Source organism: Sphaerisporangium sp. NPDC049457 (assembly GCF_055586705.1).
Genome location: NZ_JBVJHR010000012.1, coordinates 263141 through 289043, shown reverse-complemented (window position 1 = coordinate 289043; position 25903 = coordinate 263141). Strand labels below are relative to the sequence as shown.

General features: G+C 72.6%; 17 protein-coding genes. 6 read left to right on the top strand and 11 right to left on the bottom strand.

Translation table 11 applies throughout. The features are described from left to right. Window positions 1-49: 49 nt before the first annotated feature. The 3 genes from ACZ6QO_RS20740 to ACZ6QO_RS20730 form a co-directional block, all read right to left on the bottom strand. Entirely contained in the window at window positions 50-3244 is a 3195-nt protein-coding gene (locus ACZ6QO_RS20740; RefSeq protein WP_465852871.1) for a DUF7824 domain-containing protein, read from the bottom strand. After that, window positions 3241-4569 carry an SWIM zinc finger family protein gene (locus ACZ6QO_RS20735; protein ID WP_465852869.1) on the bottom strand — a complete coding sequence of 443 codons (1329 nt, stop codon included), beginning with the start codon at window positions 4567-4569 and terminating at the stop codon, window positions 3241-3243. Before ACZ6QO_RS20735 ends, ACZ6QO_RS20740 begins: the two co-directional genes overlap by 4 nt. A 227-nt stretch (window positions 4570-4796) precedes the next feature. Then, entirely contained in the window at window positions 4797-7331 is a 2535-nt protein-coding gene (locus ACZ6QO_RS20730) for a LuxR C-terminal-related transcriptional regulator (RefSeq protein ID WP_465852868.1), read from the bottom strand. Window positions 7332-7396: 65 nt separating this feature from the next. On the opposite strand from ACZ6QO_RS20730, the gene ACZ6QO_RS20725 reads away from it, so the two are divergent. Both ACZ6QO_RS20725 and ACZ6QO_RS20720 read left to right on the top strand, forming a co-directional pair. Further along, a complete protein-coding gene (locus tag ACZ6QO_RS20725) occupies window positions 7397-8494 on the top strand; it encodes a phosphotransferase family protein (protein WP_465852866.1) in 1098 nt (365 codons plus the stop codon). A gap of 22 nt (window positions 8495-8516) precedes the next feature. Beyond that, window positions 8517-9053 (top strand): RICIN domain-containing protein, encoded by a 537-nt coding sequence (locus ACZ6QO_RS20720; RefSeq protein WP_465852864.1) that lies wholly within the window; start codon window positions 8517-8519, stop codon window positions 9051-9053. 20 nt (window positions 9054-9073) lie between these two features. Here ACZ6QO_RS20720 and ACZ6QO_RS20715 read toward each other — a convergent pair whose 3' ends face one another. Next, window positions 9074-9595 (bottom strand): TrmH family RNA methyltransferase, encoded by a 522-nt coding sequence (locus tag ACZ6QO_RS20715; protein ID WP_465852863.1) that lies wholly within the window; start codon window positions 9593-9595, stop codon window positions 9074-9076. 274 nt (window positions 9596-9869) lie between these two features. Here ACZ6QO_RS20715 and ACZ6QO_RS20710 point away from each other — a divergent pair, with 274 nt between their 5' ends. Then, window positions 9870-10625, top strand: coding sequence for an SDR family oxidoreductase (locus tag ACZ6QO_RS20710; RefSeq protein ID WP_465852861.1), 756 nt, complete (start codon window positions 9870-9872; stop codon window positions 10623-10625). Between the two features lie 117 nt (window positions 10626-10742). Continuing rightward, window positions 10743-11498, top strand: a complete 756-nt coding sequence (locus ACZ6QO_RS20705; RefSeq protein ID WP_465852858.1) for an SDR family oxidoreductase — start codon at window positions 10743-10745, stop codon at window positions 11496-11498. A gap of 94 nt (window positions 11499-11592) precedes the next feature. On the opposite strand, the gene ACZ6QO_RS20700 is transcribed toward ACZ6QO_RS20705, so the two are convergent. The 4 genes from ACZ6QO_RS20700 to ACZ6QO_RS20685 all read right to left on the bottom strand — a co-directional run bounded on the left by ACZ6QO_RS20700 (window position 11593) and on the right by ACZ6QO_RS20685 (window position 14894). Next, window positions 11593-12033 carry a cupin domain-containing protein gene (locus tag ACZ6QO_RS20700; RefSeq protein WP_465852856.1) on the bottom strand — a complete coding sequence of 147 codons (441 nt, stop codon included), beginning with the start codon at window positions 12031-12033 and terminating at the stop codon, window positions 11593-11595. A gap of 158 nt (window positions 12034-12191) precedes the next feature. Beyond that, complete coding sequence (locus ACZ6QO_RS20695) at window positions 12192-13511, bottom strand: hypothetical protein (protein ID WP_465852854.1); 1320 nt, start codon at window positions 13509-13511, stop codon at window positions 12192-12194. A 10-nt stretch (window positions 13512-13521) separates the two neighbouring features. Further along, window positions 13522-13899, bottom strand: a complete 378-nt coding sequence (locus ACZ6QO_RS20690) for a cupredoxin domain-containing protein (RefSeq protein WP_465852852.1) — start codon at window positions 13897-13899, stop codon at window positions 13522-13524. Window positions 13900-13952: 53 nt separating this feature from the next. Then, window positions 13953-14894 carry a copper resistance CopC family protein gene (locus ACZ6QO_RS20685; RefSeq protein ID WP_465852850.1) on the bottom strand — a complete coding sequence of 314 codons (942 nt, stop codon included), beginning with the start codon at window positions 14892-14894 and terminating at the stop codon, window positions 13953-13955. Window positions 14895-15268: 374 nt separating this feature from the next. Here ACZ6QO_RS20685 and ACZ6QO_RS20680 point away from each other — a divergent pair, with 374 nt between their 5' ends. Then, window positions 15269-17509, top strand: a complete 2241-nt coding sequence (locus tag ACZ6QO_RS20680) for a glycoside hydrolase domain-containing protein (protein WP_465852906.1) — start codon at window positions 15269-15271, stop codon at window positions 17507-17509. Continuing rightward, entirely contained in the window at window positions 17506-18780 is a 1275-nt protein-coding gene (locus ACZ6QO_RS20675; protein ID WP_465852848.1) for a glycosyltransferase, read from the top strand. The genes ACZ6QO_RS20680 and ACZ6QO_RS20675 overlap by 4 nt, the downstream gene beginning before the upstream one ends. Before the next feature lie 106 nt (window positions 18781-18886). Here ACZ6QO_RS20675 and ACZ6QO_RS20670 read toward each other — a convergent pair whose 3' ends face one another. The 3 genes from ACZ6QO_RS20670 to ACZ6QO_RS20660 all read right to left on the bottom strand — a co-directional run bounded on the left by ACZ6QO_RS20670 (window position 18887) and on the right by ACZ6QO_RS20660 (window position 25797). Continuing rightward, a complete protein-coding gene (locus ACZ6QO_RS20670; protein ID WP_465852846.1) occupies window positions 18887-19834 on the bottom strand; it encodes a hypothetical protein in 948 nt (315 codons plus the stop codon). A 25-nt stretch (window positions 19835-19859) separates the two neighbouring features. After that, a complete protein-coding gene (locus ACZ6QO_RS20665; protein ID WP_465852844.1) occupies window positions 19860-24107 on the bottom strand; it encodes a caspase, EACC1-associated type in 4248 nt (1415 codons plus the stop codon). 256 nt (window positions 24108-24363) lie between these two features. After that, window positions 24364-25797, bottom strand: a complete 1434-nt coding sequence (locus ACZ6QO_RS20660) for an RICIN domain-containing protein (RefSeq protein ID WP_465852843.1) — start codon at window positions 25795-25797, stop codon at window positions 24364-24366. Window positions 25798-25903 lie beyond the last annotated feature (106 nt).

Genomic DNA, 25903 nt, shown 5'->3' with positions numbered 1-25903 from the left:
TCGTGGTCGAGCACGGGATTCCTGATCTTGGTACGGATGTCATCAGAGGTCATGGCGTGGAGCCGGTGAGGTGGGTGTGGAGGCGTTGGCATTCGTGGGTGAAGCGAATGGTTCGGCGGCTTTTTGCGAACTCGGCGATGACTGGGATCTCGCCGCGGGCGCCCGTCCAGTGGGCTACGTCGGCGGCGAAGGCTACGAGGTCGGCGTGGGTGACGGTGATGCGCTGGCCCTTGCGCGGCAGCATCTCGGGGAGCAAAGCGCGGAGGATGCGCCATACCTGGTGGTGGGCGCCGGCTTCGGCGAGTTCGGTGAGGGCCTTGATGGCGGGGCGGGTCTCGCGCCAGGTGCGGCGTAGCACCAGGGCGAACTGGCGGCCGATCGCCTCGGCGGGGAGGTCGCCTCTGGCGGCCATCGCGAGGATCCGCGGGATCACCCCGGGGACGCCTCCGGCCAGGAGGAAGGCGAGGATCACCGCGGTGGACTCGCCCAGCGGGCCCTGGGCGATCTCCAGACTGCTGAGCTCCGCCGGAGTCGTCCAGTCGGCCCAGTGGCCGCGCAGCAGGAAGGGGAGGAGGTTGACGGCCACGACCTCGCGGTGCGAGGGCAGCATGGCGGGCCATGCACTGAGCGTGCCGCCGGACTCGTCGGCCGTCGAGTCGGACGGCTGGCGCAGGAGCACCTCGTCGATCAGCCGATGGCCGGTGGGGGCCGCCACTCGTAGCACGGGCTCCAGTCCGACCTCGGTGAAGTATGCCGGTTCACCATCGCCGAAGTCGACCATGGACGCGTCGACCATGTGGCGCCACACGTGGCCGCACTCGGGGTCGGGCATGCCGTCACCGGCGAGCCAGCGGGCGGCCGCGCGGGCCGCGTCCGAGTCGACCTTGGCGGCCCGGTCGGCCGCGGCCGGGTGGGAGCCTCGGGGCAGCCGCAGCAGCGCCTGCGCCAGGTCGGCCGGGAGCGGCTCCACGCCGGCGGCGGCGCAGGTCTCCAGCCGGTCGACCAGCACGTCGGGGTCGAGATGTCCGCTCATCCAGGTCGGCGTGGCCAGCAGCACCGGTGGCAGGGTGTCGTTGCGGAGGGCCTCGGCGAGCTCGGCGTAGCGGTGCAGCAGGAAGTCATGCAGCGGGGACACGCTGTTGGGGCGCGGCAGACGGTTGCGTCGTCGCCACTCGTCGTGCTCGGGCAGTTCCTCGGGGACGAAGGAACGCAGCCGGGGCGGGACGAAGAGGACGGTCACCTCAACGAGCGGTTCGTCCGGGTTCGGTGGGGACACCTGCTTTCCCGCGCGCATCGCCGCGATCCGCGCGGGGTCGGCGCCGAGTTCGGCCATGCGCTCGTAGGCGTGTTCGAGAATGAAGGGCGGCATGGCCTCCATTGAGTCGTCGTACCGGACGCCGGGACTCGACCGCACCGGATGGTGACGATCCGGCAGTCCGCGCATCCATCCCTCGGGGTCGTGGTGCCGCGGTTGCTCGGTGTCGGTGGGGGCGTCGTTCAGGCGGATGCGGCCACCCGCGAAGGGGATCTGGCGTTCGCCCTCGTGGGCCACCGCCGCGCCGGGACCGTCGTCGCTGGTCCACGTGATGGAGAAGGCGCGCAACGGGGCGTCGTCGTCAAGGTAGCGGCCTTCCCGGTAGCCGCCGACCGTCAGGATCCGCCGGGGCGACGGCTCCGGGTCGGACTCCTGGCCACGGGTGAGAGCGCGCACTCGGAGGGAGCGGCTGGCGTTGTCCCAGAACTTCTGCGGCTCGATCGGCGGTAGTTCCGGCACACTGCCGGGAGCGACGAACTCGGCGGCCAGCGCCGACTGCCAGTCGGCTGGGTTGGCCCAGACCTCCCTGGACCGCCAGTGGCCCTGGTCGTACTCGACATGGAATCTGAGCTTGCGGCGCAGTCCGGCACGGTCGTCGGCGATGCCGGCGACGAAAGCTGCGAGCCAGCGCTCCTGACCGACCCAGCGCTCCTGGTAGTCGGGGGTGATCGACGCTTCGGGGAACCGCCGCGCCTCCGGGAGCTCGGGCAGCGGCGGGAACTCCTTCTGGGGCAACGCATCTTCGACCGGGGTCGCCCCGCCGAGCCGCTCGGCCAGCTTCACGGCCAGGTGGGCGGGGACGAGGTGGACGCCGTCGAGGATCGCCTCGGCGTGGCCGGTGAGCAGGTCGGCGTATTTCAGGGTCAGCTCGGCCGCCCGGTTGCGCACGTCGAAGGACTTGTGCGCGTACGCCGTGGTGAGCGCGGTCACGAAGTCGGCGGCCGTCTCGGGTGTGGCCTTGATCGCCTGGTCGAGCCAGCGCAGGCCGATGGCGGCGAACTTGGCCTCGTCCCGGAAGGTCAGCGCATCGACCGCCTCGACCAGGTCGGCGTGGTCGAGCGGCATCACCCGGCGCACCTGCCCGGCGGCCAGCTCGGCCACCGTGCCCGGAGCCGACGGCAGCAGCCGCAGGTAGTCGCGCAGGCGGGAAGCGGACTCCGCCGACGTGGGGTCGAGGAGGGTGTGCAGCCGGACGAAGAACCGCAGGTCCTGCGCCTCGCCGCCGCGCAGGAAGCGGCTCACGCACCCGTCGAGCACCTGATCTCTGGGTAGCTCAAGGGCGGCGGCGGCCAGCCAGCGGGTCGGCCGGGGGTCCAGCCGCTCGTCGCGGAGGGCGCGGCCCGCGCCGTCGGCGGTGAAGATCCGGGGCAGGAGTACGGGGTTCAGCGGATCCTCGGCCACGCTCGGCGCGTCCAGCCAGGCGGCCACCAGCGGGTCGTGGTCGGGTGGCACCGCGCCGGACGCGCGCAGCAGCGCCACGGCCAGCGGCGCGATGCGGTCGGCGGGACGGCGTACCCGCTGGGCGAGCCGGACCGCGACGTCACGACGCCACTCCAGGGGGCGGGTGGCCGCCACCCGGCACACCTGGACGACATCGATGTCCCCGGCCCAGCGGCGGTTGACGTCGCGGCTGGTCATCCAGGTCACCGCAGCCGCCGGGCCGGTGATGACGCCGACGCCGGTCAGCAGCAGCCCGCCGGCCAGTTCGTCGAGCAGGTCGCCGACCTCCCAGGAGGCCATCTCCTCGAAGTCGTCGGGATACTCGGCGCGTACCTGCTCGGTGCGGACGCGGCGCAGCTCCTTGACCAGGCCGGGCAACCGCCCGCCCAGCTCGGCGCGTTCCTCCTCGGTGATCGTGACCAGCCGGTCGGCAAGGCGGGTGAGCTGCTTGCGCGTGATCAGGTCGCGGATCTCCGTCCAGAGGGTCATCGGGAGACCTCCACGGCGGCGCGGGCGACGATGCGGGCTGCGAGCACGTGTTTGCACGGCCCGCGGGAGCCGCGATGGTCCCACCACCATTCGCAGGTGCAGGAGCCGTCGGCCAGTGAGACCCGGCGCGCGCCGCCGGAGGTGTGGACGGTGGCCGACTCGCCTTCGAGGTGGACGGCGCCCGCGTCGACGAGCTCGCGCGCCTTGGCCAGCCGCGGGTTGAGCACCATCACGTTGTCCTTGTCGTAGGGCAACTCGCGGTGGAAGTGCGCGGCCTCGGCCAGGTCGTACCCGACCCGGCCGGCGACGCCGAGCCGGGTGAGCGCGGCCCGTACCCGGGCGGCGGGGATGCCCGCCCGATCGGCCAGCAGGCCGATCTCGACCTCGGGCTCGAAGTTGAGCAGCATGCCCACCACGTCGGCGTCGTCCTCGGCCTCGTCGGTGGCCAGTTCGTCCAGCACCGCCCCCTCGCCGGAGAAACCGCGCCAGCGCTCGGGCGAGAGGGTGAGGGTGTACCGCATGCCGGGAAGCTCCAGCTCCCAGGCACTGGAGGCGGCGTCGGCCGGTCCGTACACCCGAAGGGACTTCGCGAACCGGAGCAGTGGCAGGAGGGTGGCGAGCCGGTTAGGGCCGGCGAGCTGGACCGAGCCGGGAAGCCGGCTGTCGGAGATCTTCAGGTCACGTCCAGACTGCGCCACCCATACCGTGCCCTTCTTGGGCAGGCCGCGCAGGAACCGTACGGCCGCCATGCCGGTCAGCTCGCCGCGCTGGTCCATGCCCGCGGCGATGACCTGCACCTCGGCGAATCCGCGGAGCCAGCGTTCGGGCAGCGGCACCTTCTTCTCCACCACCGCGCCGTCCATCGTGGTCACGACCAGCTCGTCGAGACCCACCCCCAGGTGCAACGGGTCGCGCGCGCCGATGCGCGCAAGCGCCTCGCGGAGTGGCGCGTTCACGTCGACGTTGGTGGTGCCCCGGTCGAACACCTCACCGTCGAGCGCGCCGCTCAGCAGGTCGAGCCGGGCGTACACCCCTCCGCAGGCCGAGAACGACTCGAAGCGCAGCCGGTCTCCGTCGCACGTCACCACCGGGTCGCGCACCCAGCCGGGCCGCGCCTGCGGCTGGTGGTAGCGGGCCAGCGCCACATCGGCGACGCCGAGCAGGGCCGCCGCGGTGGGGGCCGCCTGGGTCACCACGCCGCTGAAGAACCGGGGCGCCACGGCCGGCCCGGACAGGGCCCGCCCGCCGGAGGTCGCCATTCCCAGACGGCCATCGACAAGAGATGAGGGCGCGGCGTAGGTGTACGCCTGCGTCGCTGAAGTCATGGCGGGACCATAGATCCGCCCACCGACAAATCAGCGCGGCAGATGCCGAGGAGAGGGAGGTCCCCGTGAACGTCCACGTCACCGATGGGGCCCAGGCTGGGAGAGCGAAGTGAGGCACATCCCCGTTTCCGGCGCCGAACGTGACGGCGTCTGTGTGACGCCGTGAAAGGGCGGGTACCGCTGGTTCCTCCACGCCTGACACCGGCTACGACATCCGCCAGGTCAAGCTAGCTCCCTGGCCCGTGCAGGAGGGCGGCGAGGGCGGTGCGGTCGTTTATGCCGGTTTTGTCGTAGACGGCGTACAGGGTGTTGGCTACGGTGCGGACGGATACGACGAGTCGCTCGGCTATCTCGCGGTTCGTCAGTCCCTGGGCGGCCAGGACGGCGATCTCGCGCTGCCTCGGCGTCAGGCCGGGGACCTCGAGGTCCATCAGCGCGGGCGTACGGGCGCCCGGGCAGCGCTGGGAGAGCCGCCAGGCCCGTGTCTCCGCCGCCCGGGTGCCGCGTTGCCGCCCGGACTCGCGGTGGCGGGCGGCCGCCTGCGCCGCCGCCTCCGCCGCGTACAGCAGCAGGCCGAGCCGTTCGAAGCCTTCCGAGACCGCGTCGAGGTCCGCGCCGTCGCGGGCGGCGGCATGCCGGGCGAAAAGGGCGACCAGCGGACCGTCCACGTCGAGTGCGGCGAGCCGTGCGGACACCAGGTCGGGGCGGCCCAGCCGCACGACGTCGTGCAGTGCGAACGGCACGTCGCACGGCAACGCGCTGTCGGCGGCCGCCAGGCAGATCTCGACGGCTCCGGCGACGTCGCCGCGCCCGGCCAGGGTCCATGCCCTGGCGAGGCGGAGGGGCAGGACGACGTACGGGCCGATCGGCATGCCCGTGGCCTGCGCGCGCGCGAGGGCCTCCTCGGCCGCGGCGACGTCGCCGAGCAGAGCGTACGCGTGCGCGAGCTCGCCCAGGCAGGCGCCGGCCAGCACGCTGCGGGCGGGCAGCCGGGCGGCGGTGTCGCGGGCGCAGTCGAGGGCGTCGGTGAGCCGGCCGCGCAGCCGCAGTACGCGGGTCTTCGCCGCGCCGAACTCCAGGATCGCCCGCGTCCAGCTGCCGAACCGGCCGCCGAGGCCGTACCCCTCGTCGGCGAGCCGCTCGGCGGTGTCCAGGTCGCCGAGGAGCAGCGCGGCGTTGGCGGCGTGCCCGGTCAGCGCGGCGGACAGGCTGCGCATGGCGTCAGGTTCCTTCGCGAGCCGGGTGTCTGCCTCCTTCACGCGGGCCAGGCATTCCGCGGGCCGGCCTCGCGCGAGCAGGACGGCCGCCTCGGCCCCGCCGATCATGCGTTCGCTTTGCGGGCTGAGCGGGCCCATGTCGCGCGTCCGCGTCAGCAGGTCTTCGGCGGCGGCGATGTCGCCGGTGACCGCGGCCAGGACGGCCCGCATGATGCAGATGCCCTGCCGGCCGTCGACACCGTGGGTCAGCCGGATGGTCTCTTCCAGGACGGCTCGGGCCCGCGGGACGTCTCCGAGCCCGACGGTCAGGTTCAGCGCTCGCTGCACGCCGAGGTCGGTGCGGGCCTTCTCGCTCATCTCCATGGTCCAGGCGGTGGCGTACGTCTCTTCGGCCTCGGCGTGCCGGTCGGTGTAGAACAGCACGGTGCCGAGCGCGGCCAGCGCGGGCGTTCCGCCGCCCGCGGCCACGGCCGCGCGGCCGAGCCGCTCGGCCAGGTCCAGGTCGCGGATGACCCTGGCGCGCTCGCACCCGGCCAGGAGCGGCCCGGGGTCGCCGGTCAGGCCGGCGTCCAGCCGCCAGACCGCCACCCTGAGCACGTCCTCGCGCCGCCGCAGGCCGGCCTCGGTGACCGCCTCGGCCAGCCGGCGCGTCATCGTGCGGGCGCGCAGCACGCCGCAGCCGTCCCTGATGACCTCGCCGTACAGGGGGTGCGCGAGCCGTACCTGGAGCCGCCGGCCGTCCCGCGCCACGGTGACGAGCTGCCGGTCCTCCAGGTGCTGGACGGCGTCGAGGGACCCGAGGACGGCCAGCAGGTCGGCGCCGAGCGGCTCACCGTGGGCCAGGAGTTCCAGCGCCTCCCGCTCGCGCGCGGTCAGCTCGCCGATGCGGGCGGCGACGGTCTCGCGCAGCGTGGGCGTGATCGTCAGCGGTCCGCGCCAGCGCCACACGTCGCCGTCCTCGGCGAGGATCCCGGACAGTACGAGTTCGTGCAGGTAGAGCGCGTTGCCCTGGCTGGCGCGCCACAGCCTGGCCACGGTCGCGGCCTCCACTCGGCCGCCCATGGCGGCCGCAAGGACGGCCGCGGTCTCCTCCCGGGAGAACGGCTCCAGCTCAAGGCGCGGCACCAGGTCGTCCTTCCACAGTGCGACCACGGCGTCCGGCGCCGGTGTCCCGCTGCGGAGCGTCGCGATCACGCGGGTGCGGCCCCGCGTCACGAGGTGGTGGACGAGCGCGGCCGAGACCGGGTCGAGCAGGTGGGCGTCGTCCACCACCAGCACCGGCGCGCGCAGCGCGGCGGCGGCCCAGCCCAGCGGGTTGCCGGTGGGCGGTGTGGCGGGCAGCAGCGGGGCGAAGGCGCCGAGCGGGATCTCCCCCGCGGACGCGGTGGCCCGCGCCCAGGCGACCCCGTCGAGATCGTGTACGGCCAGCGCCACCAGGCGGCTCTTGCCCGTCCCCGGCGCTCCGGCGACGACCACGCCTCGGCCGGCGGACCTGATCGCCGCCAGCTGGGCTGTACGCCCGACGAACGGCCAGGAGGCTGCCACGGCGAAAGCGTATTTGAGTAGGCCATGCTCATGCGACGGCATATTCGGCGCGACAGGCTTGGCCCATGACCACGACATCGGCCACCGATCTGACGGACCTCGTCCGCGAAAGCCTCGGCGATCCGCTGGCCGAGATCGCCGAGAAGCATGTCGAGCCCCTGCACCACGGTTCCGGGGCGCTGTCGACGGCCTCGCTCCACCGCGTGCGGGGCACGACGACCAGCGGAGCGAGCTGGTCGTTCTTCGTCAAGTCGATCCAGGCGATCAAGCACTCGGCCTGGTTCGCGAAGATGCCCGAGGAGATGCGGGCCGAGGCGCCGGCGCAGTTCCCGTGGAGGGCCGACGCGGACGCCTACCTGGCCGGCGGCCCGCTTCCCCGCGGGCTGCGGCTGCCGCGCATGTACCGGCTGGACGACCTGGGGGACGACCGGCTCGTGATGTGGCTGGAGGACGTGCCGGTCGCGTCCACCGCGTGGGACCTGGACCGTTACCGCGCCGCCGCCCGCCTGCTCGGCGACCTGGCCGCCGCGCGACCGGCGGCGGATCGGTCGCCGGGGCCGCGCGAGCCGCTCAACCTGGGACTCCACTGGTACTGCGCGGGTCCGGTCGCCAAACTGTTCCTGCCGATCCTGCGGGACCCGGCGACGTGGCGTCACCCTCTCGTCGCCCGGAACGCCGACCCCCTGCTCCGGGCCGACCTGCTGACCCTGGCCGACCGCATCGGCCCGCTGCTCGCGGCGCTGGACGGCCTCCCGCACACCCTCGTCCACGGCGACGCCGGCCCCATGAACCTGCTGGTGCCCTCGGACGGCTCGGCGGAGTTCGTGGCCGTCGACTGGAGCTGGCCGCATCCGGCGGCGGTGGGCTTCGACCTCGGTCAGCTCCTGGTCGGCCGGGCGCACACCGGCGAGCTCGACCCCGCGGACCTGCCCGCCGTACACGAGGTGATCGAGGCCGCGTACGGCGCCGCGACGGCCGGGATCGCGGACCCGTGCGAGGTGTCCCTGGGCTACGTCGCCGCGCTCGTGCTGCGCAGCGCGTGGACCGCGATCCCCTTCGAGCTTCTTGACCATGAACCCACCGCCGAGCTGGACGACCTGTTCCGCAAACGGGCCGCACTCGCCCGATTCATCGTCGACCTGGGGCGGTCTTCGCGCCCCTGAATCACCCGAAAGGAAGATCATCATGTCTTTCGCGGCAGTCCGCCGTGCCCTCGTGATCGCCTCGACCGCGATCGCCGGCCTCCCCCTCACCGGAACCGGGGCCGCGCACGCCCAGACCACCTACTACGAGATCGTCGCCGCGCACAGCGGCAGATGCCTGGACGTTCAGGACGCCAGCCGTGCCCACGGGGCCAACGTCCTGCAGGCGTACTGCGTGAACGGATACAACCAGCAGTGGTCGTTCGTGCCGACCGACAGCGGCTACTTCAAGCTCGTCGCCCGGCACAGCGGCAAGTGCCTGGACGTTCAGAACGCCGGCCGCTTCCACGGCGCCAACGTCCTGCAGGCGACCTGCTGGTCGCCGGGTTACAACCAGCAGTGGAGGATGCGGACGATGACCGGGTCGAAATGGCGCGGCACCGGCGCCTTCGAGCTGGTCGCCCGGCACAGCGGCCTGTGCCTGGACGTCCAGGACGCCAGTTATGCCCACGGCGCCCACGTCCTGCAGGCCATCTGCAAGGAACGCTCCAACCAGATCTGGCGTCGCCGAGCTTCATAAGCGCCACCACATGTGGGCTGTCAGGCGAAACCGGCCAGTTTGTAGAGCACGAGGGAGGCGGCGACCGCCACGTTGAGGCTGGCTCCGGTGCCGATCATCGGGATCTCGACCACCTGGTCGAGGAGGTCGAGCGCCTCGGGCGGGATGCCGTCGCTCTCGTGGCCGAGGAGCGCGATGGTCGGCTGACGTGCCATGGGCAGGTCGGCCAGCCGTATCGCGTCCTCGGCCAGCTCGACGCCGAGCACCGTCGTTCCGGACGACCGCTGCCGGGCGAGCCACGTCAGCGGATCGGCGACCCAGTGCACGCAGGCCGGGTGGCGCAGCGTGTTCCCGCGGCGGATCGCCTCCGGCACCCATGGCAGGCGCGGTACGGCCAGGCAGGCGCCGACGGCGTCACACGTGCGGAGCAGGGTGCCGAGATTGACTCCGTGCAGCGGCCACAGCGGCGCGGCGGTCAGGTGTCCCAGGCAGCGCGGCGGACGTCGGCGCCGCTCGGTGCGCAGGTCTTCACGGGTGCGGACCCGTACGGCGCGCCCGCTCACCGCAGGGTGCGGAGCGCTCCGGCGCCAGGGGGATGAAGGCACATGACGATGGGCGCTTTCAGCGGCACGCCCGGGCCATCGAAGAATCAGCCTGTTTCTCCAAAAATAGCGGAGGGCGGCAAGGGCGCGCGATCGGATTCGCGGGGCCGGAATCAGGGGAAAGGGATCTGTCACGGGCCGCATGATCATCCGGTCTGAGGGGGTGGGCGGATCTTGCGCGTTCGAGCGGCGGGCACGGGACGCCATGTCCGCGAGATAAAGGGAAGGCCGGGAAATGAAGATCGCTGTCGTCGGCGGGACCGGGCTCATCGGGTCCCGGGTGATCAAGATCCTGAACGCGGGCGGGCACGAGGCGGTGCCGCACGCGACGTCCACCGGGGTGGACCTGCTCAGCGGCGAAGGACTGCCCGAGGCGCTGACCGGCGCCGACGTGGTCGTCAACCTGACCAAGCCACGCGCCTTCGACGAGAACTCGCCCGGCTTCTTCCGCACGACCATGGACAACCTGCTGACGGCCGCCGAGACGGCCGGCGTCGGCCATGCGGTCATCCTGTCGATCGTGGGCGCCGACCGGGTGCCCGACCTGGTCTACTACCGGGCCAAGGTGCTGGAGGAGGACCTGCTCAAGGCCGGCCCCGTGCCGTACTCGATCGTGCGGGCCACGCAGTTCTTCGAGTTCCTCGACACGGTCCTGTCCTGGACTTCTGACGAGCAGACCGTCCGGCTGCCCGCCACCTTGATGCAGCCCATCGCCGCGGACGACGTCGCCCAGGTGGTGGCGGACGTCAGCGTGGGCGTCCCGCTGCGCGGCACCCGGAACATCGCCGGCCCCGAGGTCTTCGCGCTCGACGAGCTGGGCAGGATCATGCTCGCCGCCCGTGGCGACCGCCGCGCCGTCGTCACCGACGCGGGCGCCGGCATGTACGCCGCCGCTTCGGGCGACGCCCTTCTCGCCGAGGACGGCGCCGTCATCACCAAGACGACCTTCCGGGAGTGGCTCACGCGCCGGCCGGGCGGCCGTCCGGCCTGACACGCGGAGCGTGGATGGCAAAGAAGCGTCGGTCCTGTCACGGGTCCGGTGGTCGTCCGGTCTTAGCTGGGGACCGGTCGGCGAGGGGTCGCCCGGCGGACAGGAGAGAGGTTATCCGTGAAGATCGTGGTTATCGGTGGAACCGGACTGATCGGGTCGAAGGTGGTCGCCCGGCTGACCGAGCATGGTCACGAGGCGGTGGCCGCGTCGCCGAACACCGGTGTCAACACCCTCACGGGTGAAGGGCTGGCCGAGGCGCTGGCCGGCGCGCAGGTGGTGGTCGACGTGTCGAACTCCCCGTCGTTCGAGCGGGCCGCGGTGCTGTCGTTCTTCGAGACGTCCACGCGCAACCTGCTCGCCGCCGAGGCGGCGGCCGGCGTCGGTCACCACGTCGCGCTGTCGATCGTCGGGACGGAGCGGCTGCCGGACAACGGCTACTTCGCGGCCAAGATCGTCCAGGAGCGGCTGATCGAGGAGTCGCCGATCGCGTTCTCCCTCGTGCACGCGACCCAGTTCTTCGAGTTCGCGCGCGGCATCGCCGACGAGGGCACGGTCGACGGCAAGGTGCACATGGCTCCGGTGCTCTTCCAGCCCATGGCCGGCGACGAGGTCGCCCAGGCGGTCGCCCGGACCGCGGTGGGGTCGCCGCTACACGGCAGGGTCGAGATCGCCGGGCCCGAGCGGTTCGGGATGGACGAGTTCTTCCGCCAGGCGCTGGCCGCCTGGGGCGACGGGCGCGAGGTGGTCACCGACCCGCACGCCCGCTACTTCGGCAGCGAACTGACCGAGCGGTCGCTGGTTCCCGGTGAGGGCGCCGTACTCGGCGAGATCCGCTACCGCGACTGGCTCGATCGGAACGCGACCGGGAAGTAGCCGGGCGCGAGCGCGGGTCCGCGGGATGTGCCGCGACGCCGAAGGCGGGAACCGAATCCGGTTCCCGCCTTCTTGCCGTGCGAGGTGATCTTCGTCATTCCCGCGGCGCGCGGCGGTCTCGCCGGGCTTCCAGCTCCTCCGGGCTCACCACGGTGAGCATCGGCTGGCCGGGCGCGCAGAACATCGTCACCACGAACGCCGACTCCTCGTCGGCCAGGTGGTTGCCGTCCTGGTAGTGGATCACGTCGCCACCGGGCTCCCAGAACGCCTCACCGGCCCGGACGACCCGCACGGGCTCGCCTTCGAGCTCGAAGTTGATCGCCCCCTTGACCACGTACCCGTACGCGGGCCCGGAGTGGCGGTGCGGCGGCGCGCCGGGGCTGCTCGGCGGCAGCGTGACCAGGATGGTCATCGCCTCGGCGCCTTCCGGCGCGGACGGCGCTCCCGGCACGGTGGCGACCACGTCGAGCCGGGGCGGCGGGCCGCTCTTGTCGGGGTTCTCGATGTGGTGGGCATTGGCGTGATCGGTGCTCATCGGCTTCCTCCGCGAGACGGTGGCCGGCTCGATCCGGCCGTTCACCCAGCTCAGACCGGACAGCACCCTCAATTGTGACAAATGCCCTGGTCAGTACCCTGCCGGGACCCTCGGCCGGCGGTGGAGTCCGGTCGCGCCATCTTGGTCTAGGCGGCGATCTAGGCGGCGAACAGGAGCATCAGGCCGGTGACCGTGTACACGACCATCAGGACCAGCAGAGGGATCTGGCCCAGGACGGCCGTGCGGCGGGGGAAGAGGGTCAGGGCACGGTCGTGGGCCAGGACGGTGCCCATGATGTGGCCGATGACGATGACCGTCACCTGGAGCATGGCGATGCCGGCGGGGCTGGTGCCGGCGGCGCCGACCTGCCAGCCGGCCGTGCCGAGCCAGTCGGCGCCGGTGCCGAGCGGGTCCGACAGCAGGGCGATGGTCCGCTGGCCTTCCAGCAGCAGCAGCGTGAAGTAGTGGGCCACCAGGTAGCCCACGGCGATCGGCACGATCGAGTGCGCCAGGTCGCCCGCCGTGGTCCCGGGCGCGGCTCCGCCCCAGCGGCCGGCCAGCGCGGTCGCCGCGAGGTACGCCGCGAGCACCGCCGCGATGACGGCGGCCAGGGCGGCCGTGCCCAGCACCACGGCAGGTATGCCACTTTCCTGCACGTATCGCACCCAGAACGGCGCGTTGGAGACGCTGTCGTACATGGTGGACCCCAGCAGCACGATGACCAGGGCCACCAGGCCGGGGGCGGACTCCTGCCCGGCCATGCCGTGCAGCGGGTTGCGCCAGGTGAGGGTGCCGTCGGGGTTCCGGCCCACCGGGGCGAGCCTGCCCATGACGCCGCTGTACGCCTCGAACGTGTCGCCCCTGTCGAACCAGCCGGAGCCGAAGACCGCCGCGCCCGCCAGCATGGCCACGGCGTACGCCGCGAGCCAGGCGCCGATGACGGGCAGCGTGGCGCGTCCGGGGGCGACCAGTTCCAGCCAGGTGAACGCGAACAGGCCGGCGGCGGCAGGCCAGTACCCGAGGCCCTCCGGCAGCGGCCGCACCCCGTGCCGGGGGTCGCGGCGGAGCGCGGCGCAGGCCAGCAGATGCACCGTGCGCAAGGGGTTCACCGCACGCCATACCGGGCCGAACAGCAATGACAGCGGGATCAGGCCCACCCAGAACAGGACGTAGAACACCCCCGCCGTCGGATTGGCGGCCCGGTCGGGGCCGAAGAGCAGCCCGACGCAGAAGTAGGCCGTGGCGACCAGCCCGGCCAGCCGCCAGGACCACCGCCACGCCGGCGCGCTCACCAGGCCCTGGACGCGGGCCGCCACGGGGCGGGCGTAACCGAGGGCGCCGGCGAGCCGCGGCTCGGTCCACAGGGCGCCGAGCCCGGCGAACGACACGAGCAGGGCCAGGACGGCGCCGGTCATCGCGGCGGAGAAGGGGATCGGCAGGTCCTGGCGGCCGCCGACGCCGTGCGCCAACAAGAGCATCACGGGGTCCCTAGCGCACCAGGAGCTGGAAGAGCTGCAGTTCCTGCTCGTGGGTCTCCACCTCGAACAGGCCGCTCTGGTCTGCCACGAACTCGATCGTCCCCGCGGCGCCCGGCTGGAGGTCCGCGGCCTTGTCGTAGCCGTGCACGTGCGCCTTGTCGGCCACGTCGCTGGTCACGGTGATCCGCACCTTCTGTCCCTTAATGACGTCGATGCGCGACGGAGGCGGCGTCACCGTCCGGCCGCTGATCGTCACGGTGATCTCCTTGACCGCGGCCGGGGCGGCGCCCGCGCCGGCGTCCGTGCCGCCGCAGCCGGCGAGCGCGGACAGCGTCACCCCGAGCAGCGCGATGAGAAGGAAACGGTAACGGGCAGCGAGGAATCTCACCGTGGTACTCCTGGAACGGGGACGGGCGCTGGTCACGGGTTCTGGACTGCGGCTCACCGGCGTCCGCCGCCGGATTTCTTGCGCGACGCGGTGGACGGAGGCGAAGGACGCCGCCCCGGGCGGGAGGCTCCGCGCGGCGTCGCGCCGCCGGCCTTGTCCGGACGGGAACGCCCGCGCTCCTCGGGGCCGCCGGCCTGCCGCGGGCGGGCGGCGCGGGCGACCATGACGGCCGTCCCGGCGACGAGCAGCGCGGGGATCAGCCACACCAGCACGCCCGAGGACTCCGACGACCCTCCGGCGGCCTCCGGCGCGGCGGCCGGGCTCCCCGCTGCCGGGCTTCCCTCTGCCTGCGACCCGGAGCCGTCACCGCAGCCGGTCTCCGGCATGGTCCTCGGCGTGCACGCCGGAGACGGCGCGCCGCTCTGGGAGGCGTCGGCCCGCGGCCCGACGGGCGCCGTCTCACCGGTGTCACGGCTCTCGCCCGGGTGGGAGGACTCGATGGGCTCGGGGGCATCGGTGGGGCTCGTCCAGCCCTTGGGAGGCTTCGTGGTCCGGCCGGTGTAGGTGAACCTGACGTCTCCCCGCACCACGTCTCCGTCGGAGGCGACGCTCTGGTAGTGGGCGACGTAGACGCCCTTCTCCGGCCAGTGCGCCACGGGGATGCGCACCTCGAAGCCCTCGTGGTACAGGCGCGGCTCCCACACGCCGTTGACGAGGAAGTACTCCCGGACCGGGTCGTCCAGGCGTTTGATCTCACCGTGCGACCACGGCCGGTCGACCCGGGCGCCGTCCGGCGCGGTGACGGTGAAGTACGTGTGGGACACCGGCTTCTCGGTGAAGTACAGCGAGACCGCCTCCAGCGGTTCGCCGACCTTGCTCTCGTTGGCGGGCACCGCGAGCGCGAGCTGCCCGTGGGCCTGCGCGGGGGACGCCGGGGCCGCCACGACCAGAGAGCCGAGGACGATCAGCAGCAGTACCCGGACCGACCAGATCACGGCCGTGGACCGTCCGCTCCCCGTCGGGAAAGGGCGCACGGCGGCAGTACGTCGAATTGGGCGGCGAGAGGCCGGCGACGCGGCCGGACGAGCACGAAAAGGCGTGGGCAAGCGCATGAATCCTTCGAAGAACGCGTCCGCCGACCACGTCAATGGCCAATAAGAGACATCAGGCGTGCGCAGGTGCCGTCCTACCACGCCCGATCGGTTACCGCGTCAACATTGTCGTCATGATCGCGGGTAAGCGTCAACCCTCCCCCGGGCGAAGCGCCGTCGACGCCGCCCGCCGTCCTCGGCGGCGGGGGGGGCGGGCGGTCTCGTGAAGTTCATCTTGCTGAAACCTGAGGTGAGGGCACGCCGGATAGAGTCCCGCCATCCTTGAGAATGTTGATCCGTTCATCGGCGTGGCGGCGACTGACCTGCCTCGGGCGCGGGGTCTGGCCGCCACTTGGTGGTGGCCGAAACCGCAGGTCGGCAACACCCATCCCGGGGCCACCTCGCCGCTTGGCATGGTGTCGGCCTGCGCCTACTCCGGGGCGTACCCGACCGGGTACGGGCGGTACGCCAAGAACACCGAGGGCGTGCCCGAGGAGATGTTCGAGCGGCTGCAGGCGTCCGGGTTCACCCATTTCCAGCAGTCCGGCACCGGCGCGATCCGCAAGTACTACAACTATGTGCGCGTCACCCCGATGGTGCAGCCGCTGGACGTGCTCGGCGAGGCGTGGCCGCTGTACGGCGAGGTGGCGGAGGCGGGCTACTACGCGGCCACCCTGGGCACCGGCATCCGCTGCGAGCTGACCGTGGGCACCAAGGTCGCGGTGCACCGGTACACCTTCCCCGAGCACGGCAGCGCCCGCGTGGTCGTCGACCTGTCCTGCGGGGGCCTGGCCATCGAGCTCGGCCGCACCGTGCCGTTGCGGGCGCAGGTGGAGAGCATGGGCCACGGCCGGGCCCAGGGCACGGTCGTGATGGAAGGCGTCCCGCTGTCGGTGTACGTGGACGTGGACAGCCCGGGCTGGCGGCAGATGCTCTGGTACGACCGGCGGCTCATCGACGGCGGCACCCGCCTGGACTTCGACAGCATCCGGCACACCACGCTGCGGCCTTTCGGCATGCTCCTGATGGGCCCGGCCGCGGCCGGGCAGACCATCGAGGTGCGGCTAGGGTTCTCGCTGCGCGGGTGCGACCAGGCGCGGCAGAACCTGGAACGCGAGTGCGGGGACGCGCGGCCGGCGTTCGACGCGGTGCGCGCCCGCACCCGGGCGCGCTGGGGCGAGCACCTCGACCGGGTCCAGGTCGAGGGCGGGACGCCGGCCCGCCGCACCGTGTTCGCCACGGCGCTCTACCACTCGCTGATCAAGCCGTGCTTCGCCGACGACGAGAGCCCGTTCTGGCCGACGCCGGGACCGTACGCGTTCGACGTGTGCACCATGTGGGACATCTACAAGACGCAGTTGCCGCTGCTCGCGGCCATCGTCCCGCACCGCGCGGCGGACCTGCTGGAGTCGCTGATCCGGGTCTGCGAGGAGGAGGGCAACTTCCCGATCGGTTACCGCATGGCCCGCGGCGCCGACCGGTTCTTCCGGCAGGCCAGCGCGCTCGCGCACACCGCCCTGGCGGACGCCCACGCCCTGGGCCGGTCCGGCCTCGACTGGAACTGGGCGCTCGTGCACATGGTCGACGACCTGCGCCGCCTGTACGGCGAGGACTTCTTCGAGCACGGAGTGGTGCACCCGATCACCCACACCCTCGATCTGGCATACGCCCACCACTGCACGGCGCAGGTCGCCCGGGCGCTGAACGACCGCCGCCTGGCCGACGACCTGGAGGACCGCGGCCGCCAGTGGGTCAACGCCTTCGACCCGGGCACGGGACTGCTGCGCGACTCGGAGTTCTACGAGGGCGGCAAGTGGAACTACTCGTTCCGGCTGCTGCACGACATGGCCGCGCGGATCGCCCTGGCCGGCGGCGAGGAGGCCTTCGCCGACAGGCTGGACGCGTTCTTCGGGTTCGGCGCCGCGCCGGTGACGCAGCCCGGCCGGCGTCCGCGGGCGGCGGAGATGGCCGCCGGATACGCCCTGAACCGGTTCGAGGGGTTGAACAACGAGCCCGACATGGAGGCGCCGTGGGCGTACCACTACGCGGGCCGGCCCGACCGCACGGCGCAGGTGGTGCAGGCGGCGCTGACCTGGCAGTTCGGCACCGGCCCCGGCGGGCTTCCCGGCAACGACGACTCCGGCGGCCTGAGCTCGTGGTACGTCTGGGCGTCGCTGGGGCTGTTCCCGGTCGCGGGGCAGAGCCTGTTCCTGGTCAACGCGCCCGCGTTCGCCCGTGCCGTGCTCCGGGTCGGCGGCGGCGAGTTCGTCATCGAGACCAGCGGGCACCGCGAGACGCCGATCGGCGTCGACGGCCTCGATCATGACCCGCCGGCGCAGTACGTCCAGTCGGCCACGCTCAACGGCGAGTCCCTGCGCGCGACGCATCTGAGCGCCGCCACCGTGCACCGCGGCGGCCATCTGCACCTGCGGCTGGGCCCGGAGCCGTCGGCGTGGGGGCGGGGGATCCGCCCGCCGTCTCTTTCCGATCCGCCCGCGACACCCAAGGGAGCGCGATGACCCACCCCTCTCGCCGTCTCGTCATCGTGGTCAGGGCCGACCCGGTCATCTGCGGCCACTCCGGCGAGGCCCGCAACCTCGCCGAGGTGGCGCTGACCCGCGGGTTCGACGACGTGCGGCTGCTGACGTGGCCGATCCCGGCGCTGCAGGCGGCCGGGCTGCCGCTCAAGCCGCTGGACCGGCTGCTCCCCTACAGCCCGGGGATCACCGTGGAGCGGCCCGAGCCGGTCGGGGACTACCGGGTGCCGGACGGGCGCCACCAGGCGGGCCTCACCGGCCGCCTCGTCGAACTGCTCGCCGAGCCGGTGCCCACGACCTGCCTGTCGATGTACCTGGTCCCGCACACCTCGGTGGTCGTGGACGCGGTGGCGGCGGCGCGCGCGGCCGGGTTCGCGCCGGACGTGCACACGGTCGCGAAAGCGGTCGGCTCGGACGTGACCAACGTGATCCGGTCGTGCCTGCGGGAAGGCCGGTTCGGCGCGGCGACCGTCCTGTTCACCACGTTCCTGGCCAACGACGAGGTCGTCGCGGTCTCCGAGTACACCCGCGATGAGATCATCGCCTCGGCCGAGCAGGTGGACGCCCACTGCGGCACCGGCTTCGCCGAACAGTGCCGGCGGCGCGTGACCGTCAGCTACCCGCCGATCGACTCGGCCGCCTTCCTCGACCCGGATCCGGCGGAGGTGGACGCCGCGCTCGCGCGACGCGGCCTGGAGCGTGACGGATACGTCCTGTTCCTGTCCCGGGTGACCCGGGCCAAGGGCATCTACGACCTGTTGCGGGCCTTCGGCCGGACGCGCTGCCGGTCGCGGGTGAGACTCGTCGTCGCGGGCACCGGGCCGGAGCTGGAGCACGTGCGGACGCTGGCCGGCGCGGACGAGCGGGTGGTCCTGCTCGCCGACGTCGACGACCACGAGAAGTCGCTGCTGATGCGCGGCTGCGCGGCCTACGCCCTGCCCACCAGGCCCGAGCCCGACTTCGTCGAGACGTTCGGCATCGCCCTGGCCGAGAAGATGCTGGCCGGCGGTGGGCCGATCATCACCACCATGACGGGCGGCACCCTGGAGGCGGTCGGCGACACCGCCGTCATCGTCGAGCCCGGGGACATCGCCGGTCTGGCCGCGGCCATGGACCGGGTGGTGCTGGACATGTCCGCCGCCGAGCGGCAGAACCTGGAGCTGCGCGCCCGCACCCGCGCGATGTCCTTCGACCGCGCCGCGGTCTTCGACGCCCTGTTCCCCCGGCAGACCCCCGCCATCGAGGTCGCCTGACCCGGGAAACGTCAGGCCCGCCCACCGGGCGGGCCGGCGGTCCGCATGGTCGGATGACGGCGTCTCCGCACGGGTGGGCGGCTGGACCAGGTCTCCCGGGTACGGATCAGTCGCCGGACGAATCGGTCGTGTCCGAAAGGTTGAACCGGCCGCCCTTGTCTTTCGCGGCCTGCGCATACAGGCTGTGGGCGGCGGTGTCGAAGTAGGAGAACAACACCGTTTCGTTCTTCCGGTCGCGGTCGGCGTCGACCATCCCGTTGATCACTCCGCTCACGTAGCCGAGCCCGGTACGGGTGTCGTACTTGGCGATCACCGGCCCGCCGATGGTCAGCACCGGAAGGTCACAGAGCAGGCCCAGTACGGGGTACCGGGCCACGGCGAAGGTCTGGCCGAAGCACCCCTGCAGCACCCCTCCGGGCTGCCGGGACGGCGAACCGGCCGCCGTCTCGCCATAGCTGAAGGCGTAGACCGGCTGACCTACCCGCTGGTTCCAGGCGAATCCCTGTTCACCGACGTTCGTGCCGAGCCGGCCCACGTCCCGCTTCCTGCCTGACGGGTCGGTGGACGTCCCGGTGAACAACGTTATGAAGGCGAAGTCGTAGGTCGGATTCTTCATGTCCTTCATGAACCGGTGGTGCACGTACACGCCTTTCGCCACGTACAGGCCGTGTGGCGCTCGTTCCCTGTCATAACCGGGGATGAAGACGACGTCGCGGAACGGCTTGCCTGTCGTACTGTCGATGACGCACCGCGCGGTGGTCGCGATCACATTGTGCCCGGGTGACGCCAACGCGGTGGCCGTGCAGTCGCTGACGACCCGCCCGCGCCCGTCCCTGGAAAGCAGCTTGCCGACCGACCCCAGCTCGCCGAAGAGACGCGGCACCGAGGAGCCGCCGGTCGACGGGGACGGCGGGGCGGGCGTCCGTGGGCGCGTGGCCGGGGGCCGGGGCGCCGGGCGCTGGGACGCGGCCGGCGGCGCGCAGGCCGCGACGGCTGCAAGCGCGACGATGAGCCCGGCGATCGCCGTCATCCGCGCGACGGGCATCCCGCTCATGGGCCGTCTCCGTTCCTCGGTCTGGTCATGTGCCGGATCTCAGGTCGCACACCGGCTGGAAGTCCTCGCCGGGCAGGTACTGCGCCCACTGCTCACGGGTCAGTGCGCCGGAGATTCCGCAGAGCGCCGCGAACGGGTCGCCCGGGAAGCCCACGTCCCAGAGCCTGGCGGTGCGGTCCGCGCCCGCGGTGGCCAGCGTGCGGCCGTCCGGGCCGAACGCCAGCCCGTAGACCGGCCCGCTGTGACCGGTGAGCGGCGGGCCGATCTGGTGGTGGGTCCCGGTGTCCCAGATCCGGACCGTGCCGTCGTTGCCCGTGCTGGCGAGGACGAGCGCGTCCTCGCCGCCGGTGCCGCCGCGGGCGTCCGGACGGAAGGCGAGCGAGTTGACCGTCGCCGTGTGTCCCAGGAGGGGCTCGCCGACCTGCGTGCGGGTGGCGGTCTTCCAGAGGCGGATCCCGCCGTCCTGGCTCGCGGTCGCGAGCGTGCGGCCGTCCGGGCTGAAGGCGACGGCGCTGACGTCCGTGGTGTGCCCTTCCAGCGGGCCGCCGATGCTGTGCGCGGTCGCCGCGTCCCACAGTTGCGCCGTCCTCCCGCTCGCGAGGGCCAGGACGGCGCCGTCCGGGCTGAAGGCGACCTTGTACACCGGACCGCTGTCGCTCTTCAGTTTCGGTCCCGCGCGGCGGCCGTCGGCCAGGCGCCAGAGCTGGGCGGTGCTCCCGCTCGCGGCGGCGAGCGTGCCGCCGTCCGGACTGAAGGCGACAGAGGTGACAGATCCGGTCGTCACGGTCAGCGGTTCGCCGAGCTGCCGCCGGGTGGCCACGTCCCAGATCCGGACGGTGTTGTCGTCGCCTCCGGTGGCCAGGACGCGGCCGTCCGGGCTGAACGCCGCCGCCACGACGGAGTCCGTGTGCCCGGTGAGCGGCGGGCCGATCTGGGTGTGCGTCGTGGCGTCCCAGAGGCGGACGTCGTTGTCGAGGCTCGCGGTGGCCACGACGCGGCCGTCCGGGCTGAAGGCGACCTCATTGACGATCTTGGTGTGGCCGGTCAGCGGACGGGCGGCCTGCCGGTGCGCGGCGAGGTCCCAGAGCCGGACGGTGTCCCCGGTGGCGGTCGCGAGGCTCCGGCCGTCGGAGCCGAACGCCATGGCGGCCATGGTCCCCGTGGTCATGGTCATCGGCCTGCCGAGCAGGTCACGCGTCATGATGTCCCGGACGCGTATGGTCTGTCGCATGTTCTCGGCTCCTTCCGCGGTGGCCACGGTGCGGCCGTCCGGGCTGACGGCGACCGCGGTCAGCTGGGCCGGGTGGCGGAGGGACGCTCCGATCTGCCGGTGGGTGACGGTGTCCCACACGCGGAGCGACTTGTCCACGCCCCCGCTGACCAGCACCTCGCCTGATCCGCCGAAGGCCACGCCGATGATCGCGCCGGTGTGGCCGGCGATGGGTCGTCCCAGCTCGCGCCCGGTGGCCGGGTTCCACAGCCGGATCACTCCGTCCCGGTCGGCGGTGGCCAGGGCCCGCCCGTCCGGGGCGGCGGCCACGGTGGTCAGCGGGACGGCCCCGCGGCCGAAGGGCGCGCCGATCGGGCGTTGGGTGGCGGTCTCCCACATCCGGACGGTCCCGTCCCGGCCGGCGGTGGCCAGCCACCGGCCGTCCGGGCTGAACGCGACCGAGTAGACCGGGCCGGCGTGCCCGGTCAGCGGGACGCCGAGCTGGCGGCGGGTGACGGCGTCCCACAGGCGGGGGACGGAGTCCTGGCCCGCCGTGGCCAGGATCCGGCCGTCCGGGCTGAAGGCCATGGAGTGGATGGGACCGGTGAGCGGCTTGGCGATCTCGGAGGGGGCGGAGCCGTCCCAGAGCCGGACCGCGCCGTTCCCGCTCGCCGTCGCCAGGACGTGACCGGCCGGGCTGAAGGCGACGGCGGTCATCTCGCCGAGTCGGGGGCTGAGGACCTCGCGTCCGGGGTTCGCCAGCGCGCTCAGCATGCTGTGCCAGGCCTCGGGGGTATGGGCGAAATGCCAGGAGGTGGCGGCGAGCTTCTGGGAGAGCGCCGGATCGGTGTCGCCGATGCCGAGGCTCTGGGCGGCGAACTGCCGCGACACCGCCGAGTTCCGCTGCGCCGAGGAGTTGTAGGCGTAGAAGACGGCGCCTCCGGCCCCCGTCAGCGAGGCCAGGGTGAGCAGGACGAGCAGGACGGCGACCGTCCTGCGCAGCCGTGCGGCCCGCCGCACCGCGCGCTCGCCGGCCGCGAGGAACTCAGCCGTGACGTCGTCGCCGGACGGGTAGCGGTCCGGGTCGGCCCGCCAGCGCTCGCGGGCCGGGGCGATGGCCTCCAGAAGCCCGCCGGAGTAGAGGTAGTCGGGACTGCGCCCCTGCCGGAGCCATTTGCCGGCGTCCTCGGAGAGTTGCTGGTGTGCCAGCAGGTCGGCCCGGTCGGCCTCGATCCAGGTGTGCAGCCGCGGCCACGCGCGGATCAGGGATTCGTGGACGAGCTGCGCCTTCTCCTCGTCCACGGTGACCAGGCGCCCGCGGGCCAGCGTGTCGAGGACCTCGCGGCGCAGGGTCTGGTCACCGGCCCCGAGGATTTCGGCGAGCGGGACGCGCCGGCGGGTGTCCTCGGTGCCCTCCCCCAGCCGGACCAGCCGCGGCAGCATGCGGCGGGCGACCTCCTGGGCCGGCGGAGAGAGCGACAGCACGATCTCGTCGGCGGTACGGGCCAGCGCACGGGTGATGCCGCCGGTGGCCCGGTAGGCCGCCAGGGTCAGGACCCGGCCCTCGCGCCGCTGCCAGGTGGCGAGAAGGGCGTGGGAGAGCAGGGGCAGGGTCATCCCGGGCATCGAGCCGGCGCCGCCGAGGCCGGCGCCGAGGTCGTCCAGGACCAGCTCGACCAGGTCCTCCTCCAGAGTCAGTCCGACGGCCTCGGCCGGTCCCTGGATGACGCTGCGCAGCTGCGCCCGGTCCATGGCCGGGACCACCTCCGGACGGCGCAACGCCCGCATCAGCGGTTCGTAGGGCGTGCAGTGGCCGAAGAAGTCGGCACGCAGCCCGATCACCACCGTCCTGCTCCCCCGCGCGCACAGCGCGGCGATTAGGCCGACGAACTCCCGCCGCTCGGCCTCGTCCTGGCAGAGCGTGAACACCTCCTCGAACTGGTCCACGACGACGAGCGTCCCGGCCGGCAGAAGGTCCGCGAGGTGCTCCTCGCCCCGTTCCAGCGCGAGGCGGGCGAGCCGGAGGTCCACCTCCGCGTACTCGGCGACGCGCCGCAGGAGTTGCCCGACGGGCTCGGCGCCCGGGGTCGTCACCAGGCACCGCCTGGCGCCGTAGGCCGGGACGAGCCCCGCCTGCAGCACCGAGGACTTGCCCGACCCGGACGGCCCCGTCACCAGCAGCGGGATCGTCGGACGGGCGCCGACCCGGCCGATGAGGATGTGGGTCAGCTCTCGCCGCCCGAAGAAGAACGCGGTGTCGTCGGCGCCGAAAGGCCGCAGACCGGCGTACGGACTGTGCTCGCCGTCGTCGACGAGGGCGGGGAGCGGGCGTCCCGCCGGCGGGTGGTAGGCGGCGTTGACGACCAGGGGACGGCGGCCGCTCGGGTCGGCCGCCTGCCGCTGCGGCACGGGAAGGCCGCGGTGACGCATCGTGCGGGAGAGGCAGCGGAACAGGTCGTCGATGGTGAGCAGGCGTGGCGCCGCGCGGTCCCCTTCGACGAGCAGCCGGATGAGCTCGCCGGTGAAGGCCGTGTGCCGTTCCCCCGGTGGCGCCCAGCCCGGCTGATCCCGGCTGGTGGAGGCGAGCAGGTAGCTCCCCCACCAGCCCTCCGCGCGTCCCGCGTAGCAGCAGTCGAGCACGACCACCGTCAGCTCGGCCCTGCTCGCGGACAGCAGGTCGCGCAGCTCCGCGTAGGGCAGGGCCTGGTTGCGGACGGGGCCGCGCGTGAGGTCGGCCGTGCGTCTCGTGGCCAGGTGCAGGGTGTTGTCCGGCCCGATCAGGCCGTGCCCGATGTAGTGGACCAGCAGCACCCCCGTCGCCTCCCGCGCGACGGCGTCGACCGCGTCGGCCAGTGTGCCGGGATCGGCGGGGTCCAGCAGGCAGGTGAGGTCGTCAGGGGAGACGCCCGCTCGCTCGACCAGGGCCGCGGACAGGTCGCCGATCGTCTCCGCCACGGCGGGGATGTCGCCGACCTTCGCGGCGGGCTGATGCGAGCCGGATCCGACCAGGAGGACGCGGGTACCGGGGGCCGACAGGAGCAGCGCCGGCTCATCCATGCTCATCCACGCTCATCCGTGCCCATCACTGCCGGCGGGCCGGACCGCCGGGCTCGGCGGTTCACCACCTGACAGGGCGTTCCCGATCTCTGCGGTGCGGGCGCCGGTCCGCTCCGGCGTCAGGCCCACAGGTCTCGCGCCTCGTGCGAGGCGCAGGCCTCCGCTTCCCCGATCGTCTCCATCGCCGCTCCCTTGTTCGCCGCCTGCGTGTTCGACGCAGGAAGCGCCCCGAAGGATGACCGGGGATTTGGGAGGCGGGCCGTCACACGGTGGTGCGCTGGAACTGCTGGTTGGCGCCGCTGCCGCAGGTGTACTGCTTGAACTGGGTGTTGTCGGCCGTGGAGGAGCTCGGCATATCCATGCACTTGCCGGAGTGCCGGGCGACGAGGCGGACGTAGCCGCCGCCCGCGTCCTGCAGGCGCCACTGCTGGTTGGCGCCGCCGCCGCAGGTGTACTGGATGATCGACGCGCCGTCGGCCGTGCTCCCGCTGGTGACGTCGAGGCACTTGCCAGAGTGCCGGGCGACGATCTGGACGTAGCCGCCGCCGACGTCGTTCACGCTCCACTGCTGGTTGGCGCCGTTGTTGCACGTCCACTGGATGATGGCCGCGTTGTTGGCGGTCGAGCCGTCGCGCACGTCGACGCACTTGCCCGTGTGCCGCACGGTGAACCGGTCGTACCTCGGCCCCGAACCGGACGCGCTGACGGAACCGGTGGCGGTGTCGATGGTCACCGAGGTGGCGTTCGCCATGGTCATCGTCGTGCTGGACGGGAACTGCAGGGGCAGCCACACGTACTGCGAGTCGTTGACCGGGCCGCCCCAGGCGCCGGCCCACCGGTCCCCCATGTACAGGTACGAGGTCGTCGCGCTGCCCTGGACGGGCAGGACGTAGGCGGTCTGCGACCCGTAGGCCGTCGAGTCGCCCACGTTGGACAGCCCGCTCCATGAGCCTTCGACGCTGGAGGCCGTCCCGTACTTCTGCTGGTTCGGCGACCAGCCCGTCGCGCCGGAGGTCAGCAGGAAGTAGACCGAGCCGCGCTTGAACATGGCCGGCGCCTCGCGGTAGGAGCCCGGCCACAGGTTCTGGACGCGGGCGGCGACCGAGGTGTAGTCGGAGGTGAGCCGGTAGACGTGCAGGTCGGCGTTCTCGTTCGCGGCCGAGATCATGTAGGCGGTGCCGTTGTCGTCCCTGAAGAGGGTCAGGTCGCGGGACATGTAGTTGAGCGGGCGGAAGCTGCGCAGGTAGGTGTAGTCGCCGTCCACGGTGGAGGACACCGCGACCGCCGCCCGTGCCTCGCCGTAGTCCCTGCCGTTCTCCTTGTGCATCCACATGACGTACTGGCCGGTGGAGGGGTTGTAGATGACCTTCGGCCGTTCGATGTTGGCGACCTGGAGTTCGGAGCTGCTGGACTGGCTGAGCACGTGCCGGCGGAACTCCCAGGTGCGCAGGTCGGTGGAGCGCCAGACCGACACGTAGCGGAAGGTGTTGTCGGCGTTGCGGTTCTCGCCGAACCAGTAGTAGTACGAGCCCACCTTGATCACACCGCCGCCGTGGGCGTGCACCAGGCCGCCGCCGGTGTCGGTGAAGGCGGCCCCGACGGGCACCGACACGGCATCGGCGCGGGCGGCGCCGTGCGGCTGCAGGCCGAAGGCCACGATGATCGCGCTCAGCACGAGGAGAATCCGCCGGGGCATCGGTCCGCTCCTTGGTCTTCGCGGGTCGCCTTCACTCGCGGCGGACGCTAGATCGGCTCTGACCGGCCGTCAAGGTCCGGTCAGGTCCACGACCTCCGGGGCGCGC

Coding starts and splice junctions, on each gene's coding strand:
- ACZ6QO_RS20665 (WP_465852844.1), bottom strand. CDS start 24,107: ATGAGCATGGATGAGCCGGCGCTGCTCCTGTCGGCCCCCGGTACCCGC.
- ACZ6QO_RS20660 (WP_465852843.1), bottom strand. CDS start 25,797: ATGCCCCGGCGGATTCTCCTCGTGCTGAGCGCGATCATCGTGGCCTTC.
- ACZ6QO_RS20700 (WP_465852856.1), bottom strand. CDS start 12,033: ATGAGCACCGATCACGCCAATGCCCACCACATCGAGAACCCCGACAAG.
- ACZ6QO_RS20735 (WP_465852869.1), bottom strand. CDS start 4,569: ATGACTTCAGCGACGCAGGCGTACACCTACGCCGCGCCCTCATCTCTT.
- ACZ6QO_RS20725 (WP_465852866.1), top strand. CDS start 7,397: ATGACCACGACATCGGCCACCGATCTGACGGACCTCGTCCGCGAAAGC.
- ACZ6QO_RS20695 (WP_465852854.1), bottom strand. CDS start 13,511: ATGCTCTTGTTGGCGCACGGCGTCGGCGGCCGCCAGGACCTGCCGATC.
- ACZ6QO_RS20740 (WP_465852871.1), bottom strand. CDS start 3,244: ATGACCCTCTGGACGGAGATCCGCGACCTGATCACGCGCAAGCAGCTC.
- ACZ6QO_RS20675 (WP_465852848.1), top strand. CDS start 17,506: ATGACCCACCCCTCTCGCCGTCTCGTCATCGTGGTCAGGGCCGACCCG.
- ACZ6QO_RS20720 (WP_465852864.1), top strand. CDS start 8,517: ATGTCTTTCGCGGCAGTCCGCCGTGCCCTCGTGATCGCCTCGACCGCG.
- ACZ6QO_RS20710 (WP_465852861.1), top strand. CDS start 9,870: ATGAAGATCGCTGTCGTCGGCGGGACCGGGCTCATCGGGTCCCGGGTG.
- ACZ6QO_RS20670 (WP_465852846.1), bottom strand. CDS start 19,834: ATGAGCGGGATGCCCGTCGCGCGGATGACGGCGATCGCCGGGCTCATC.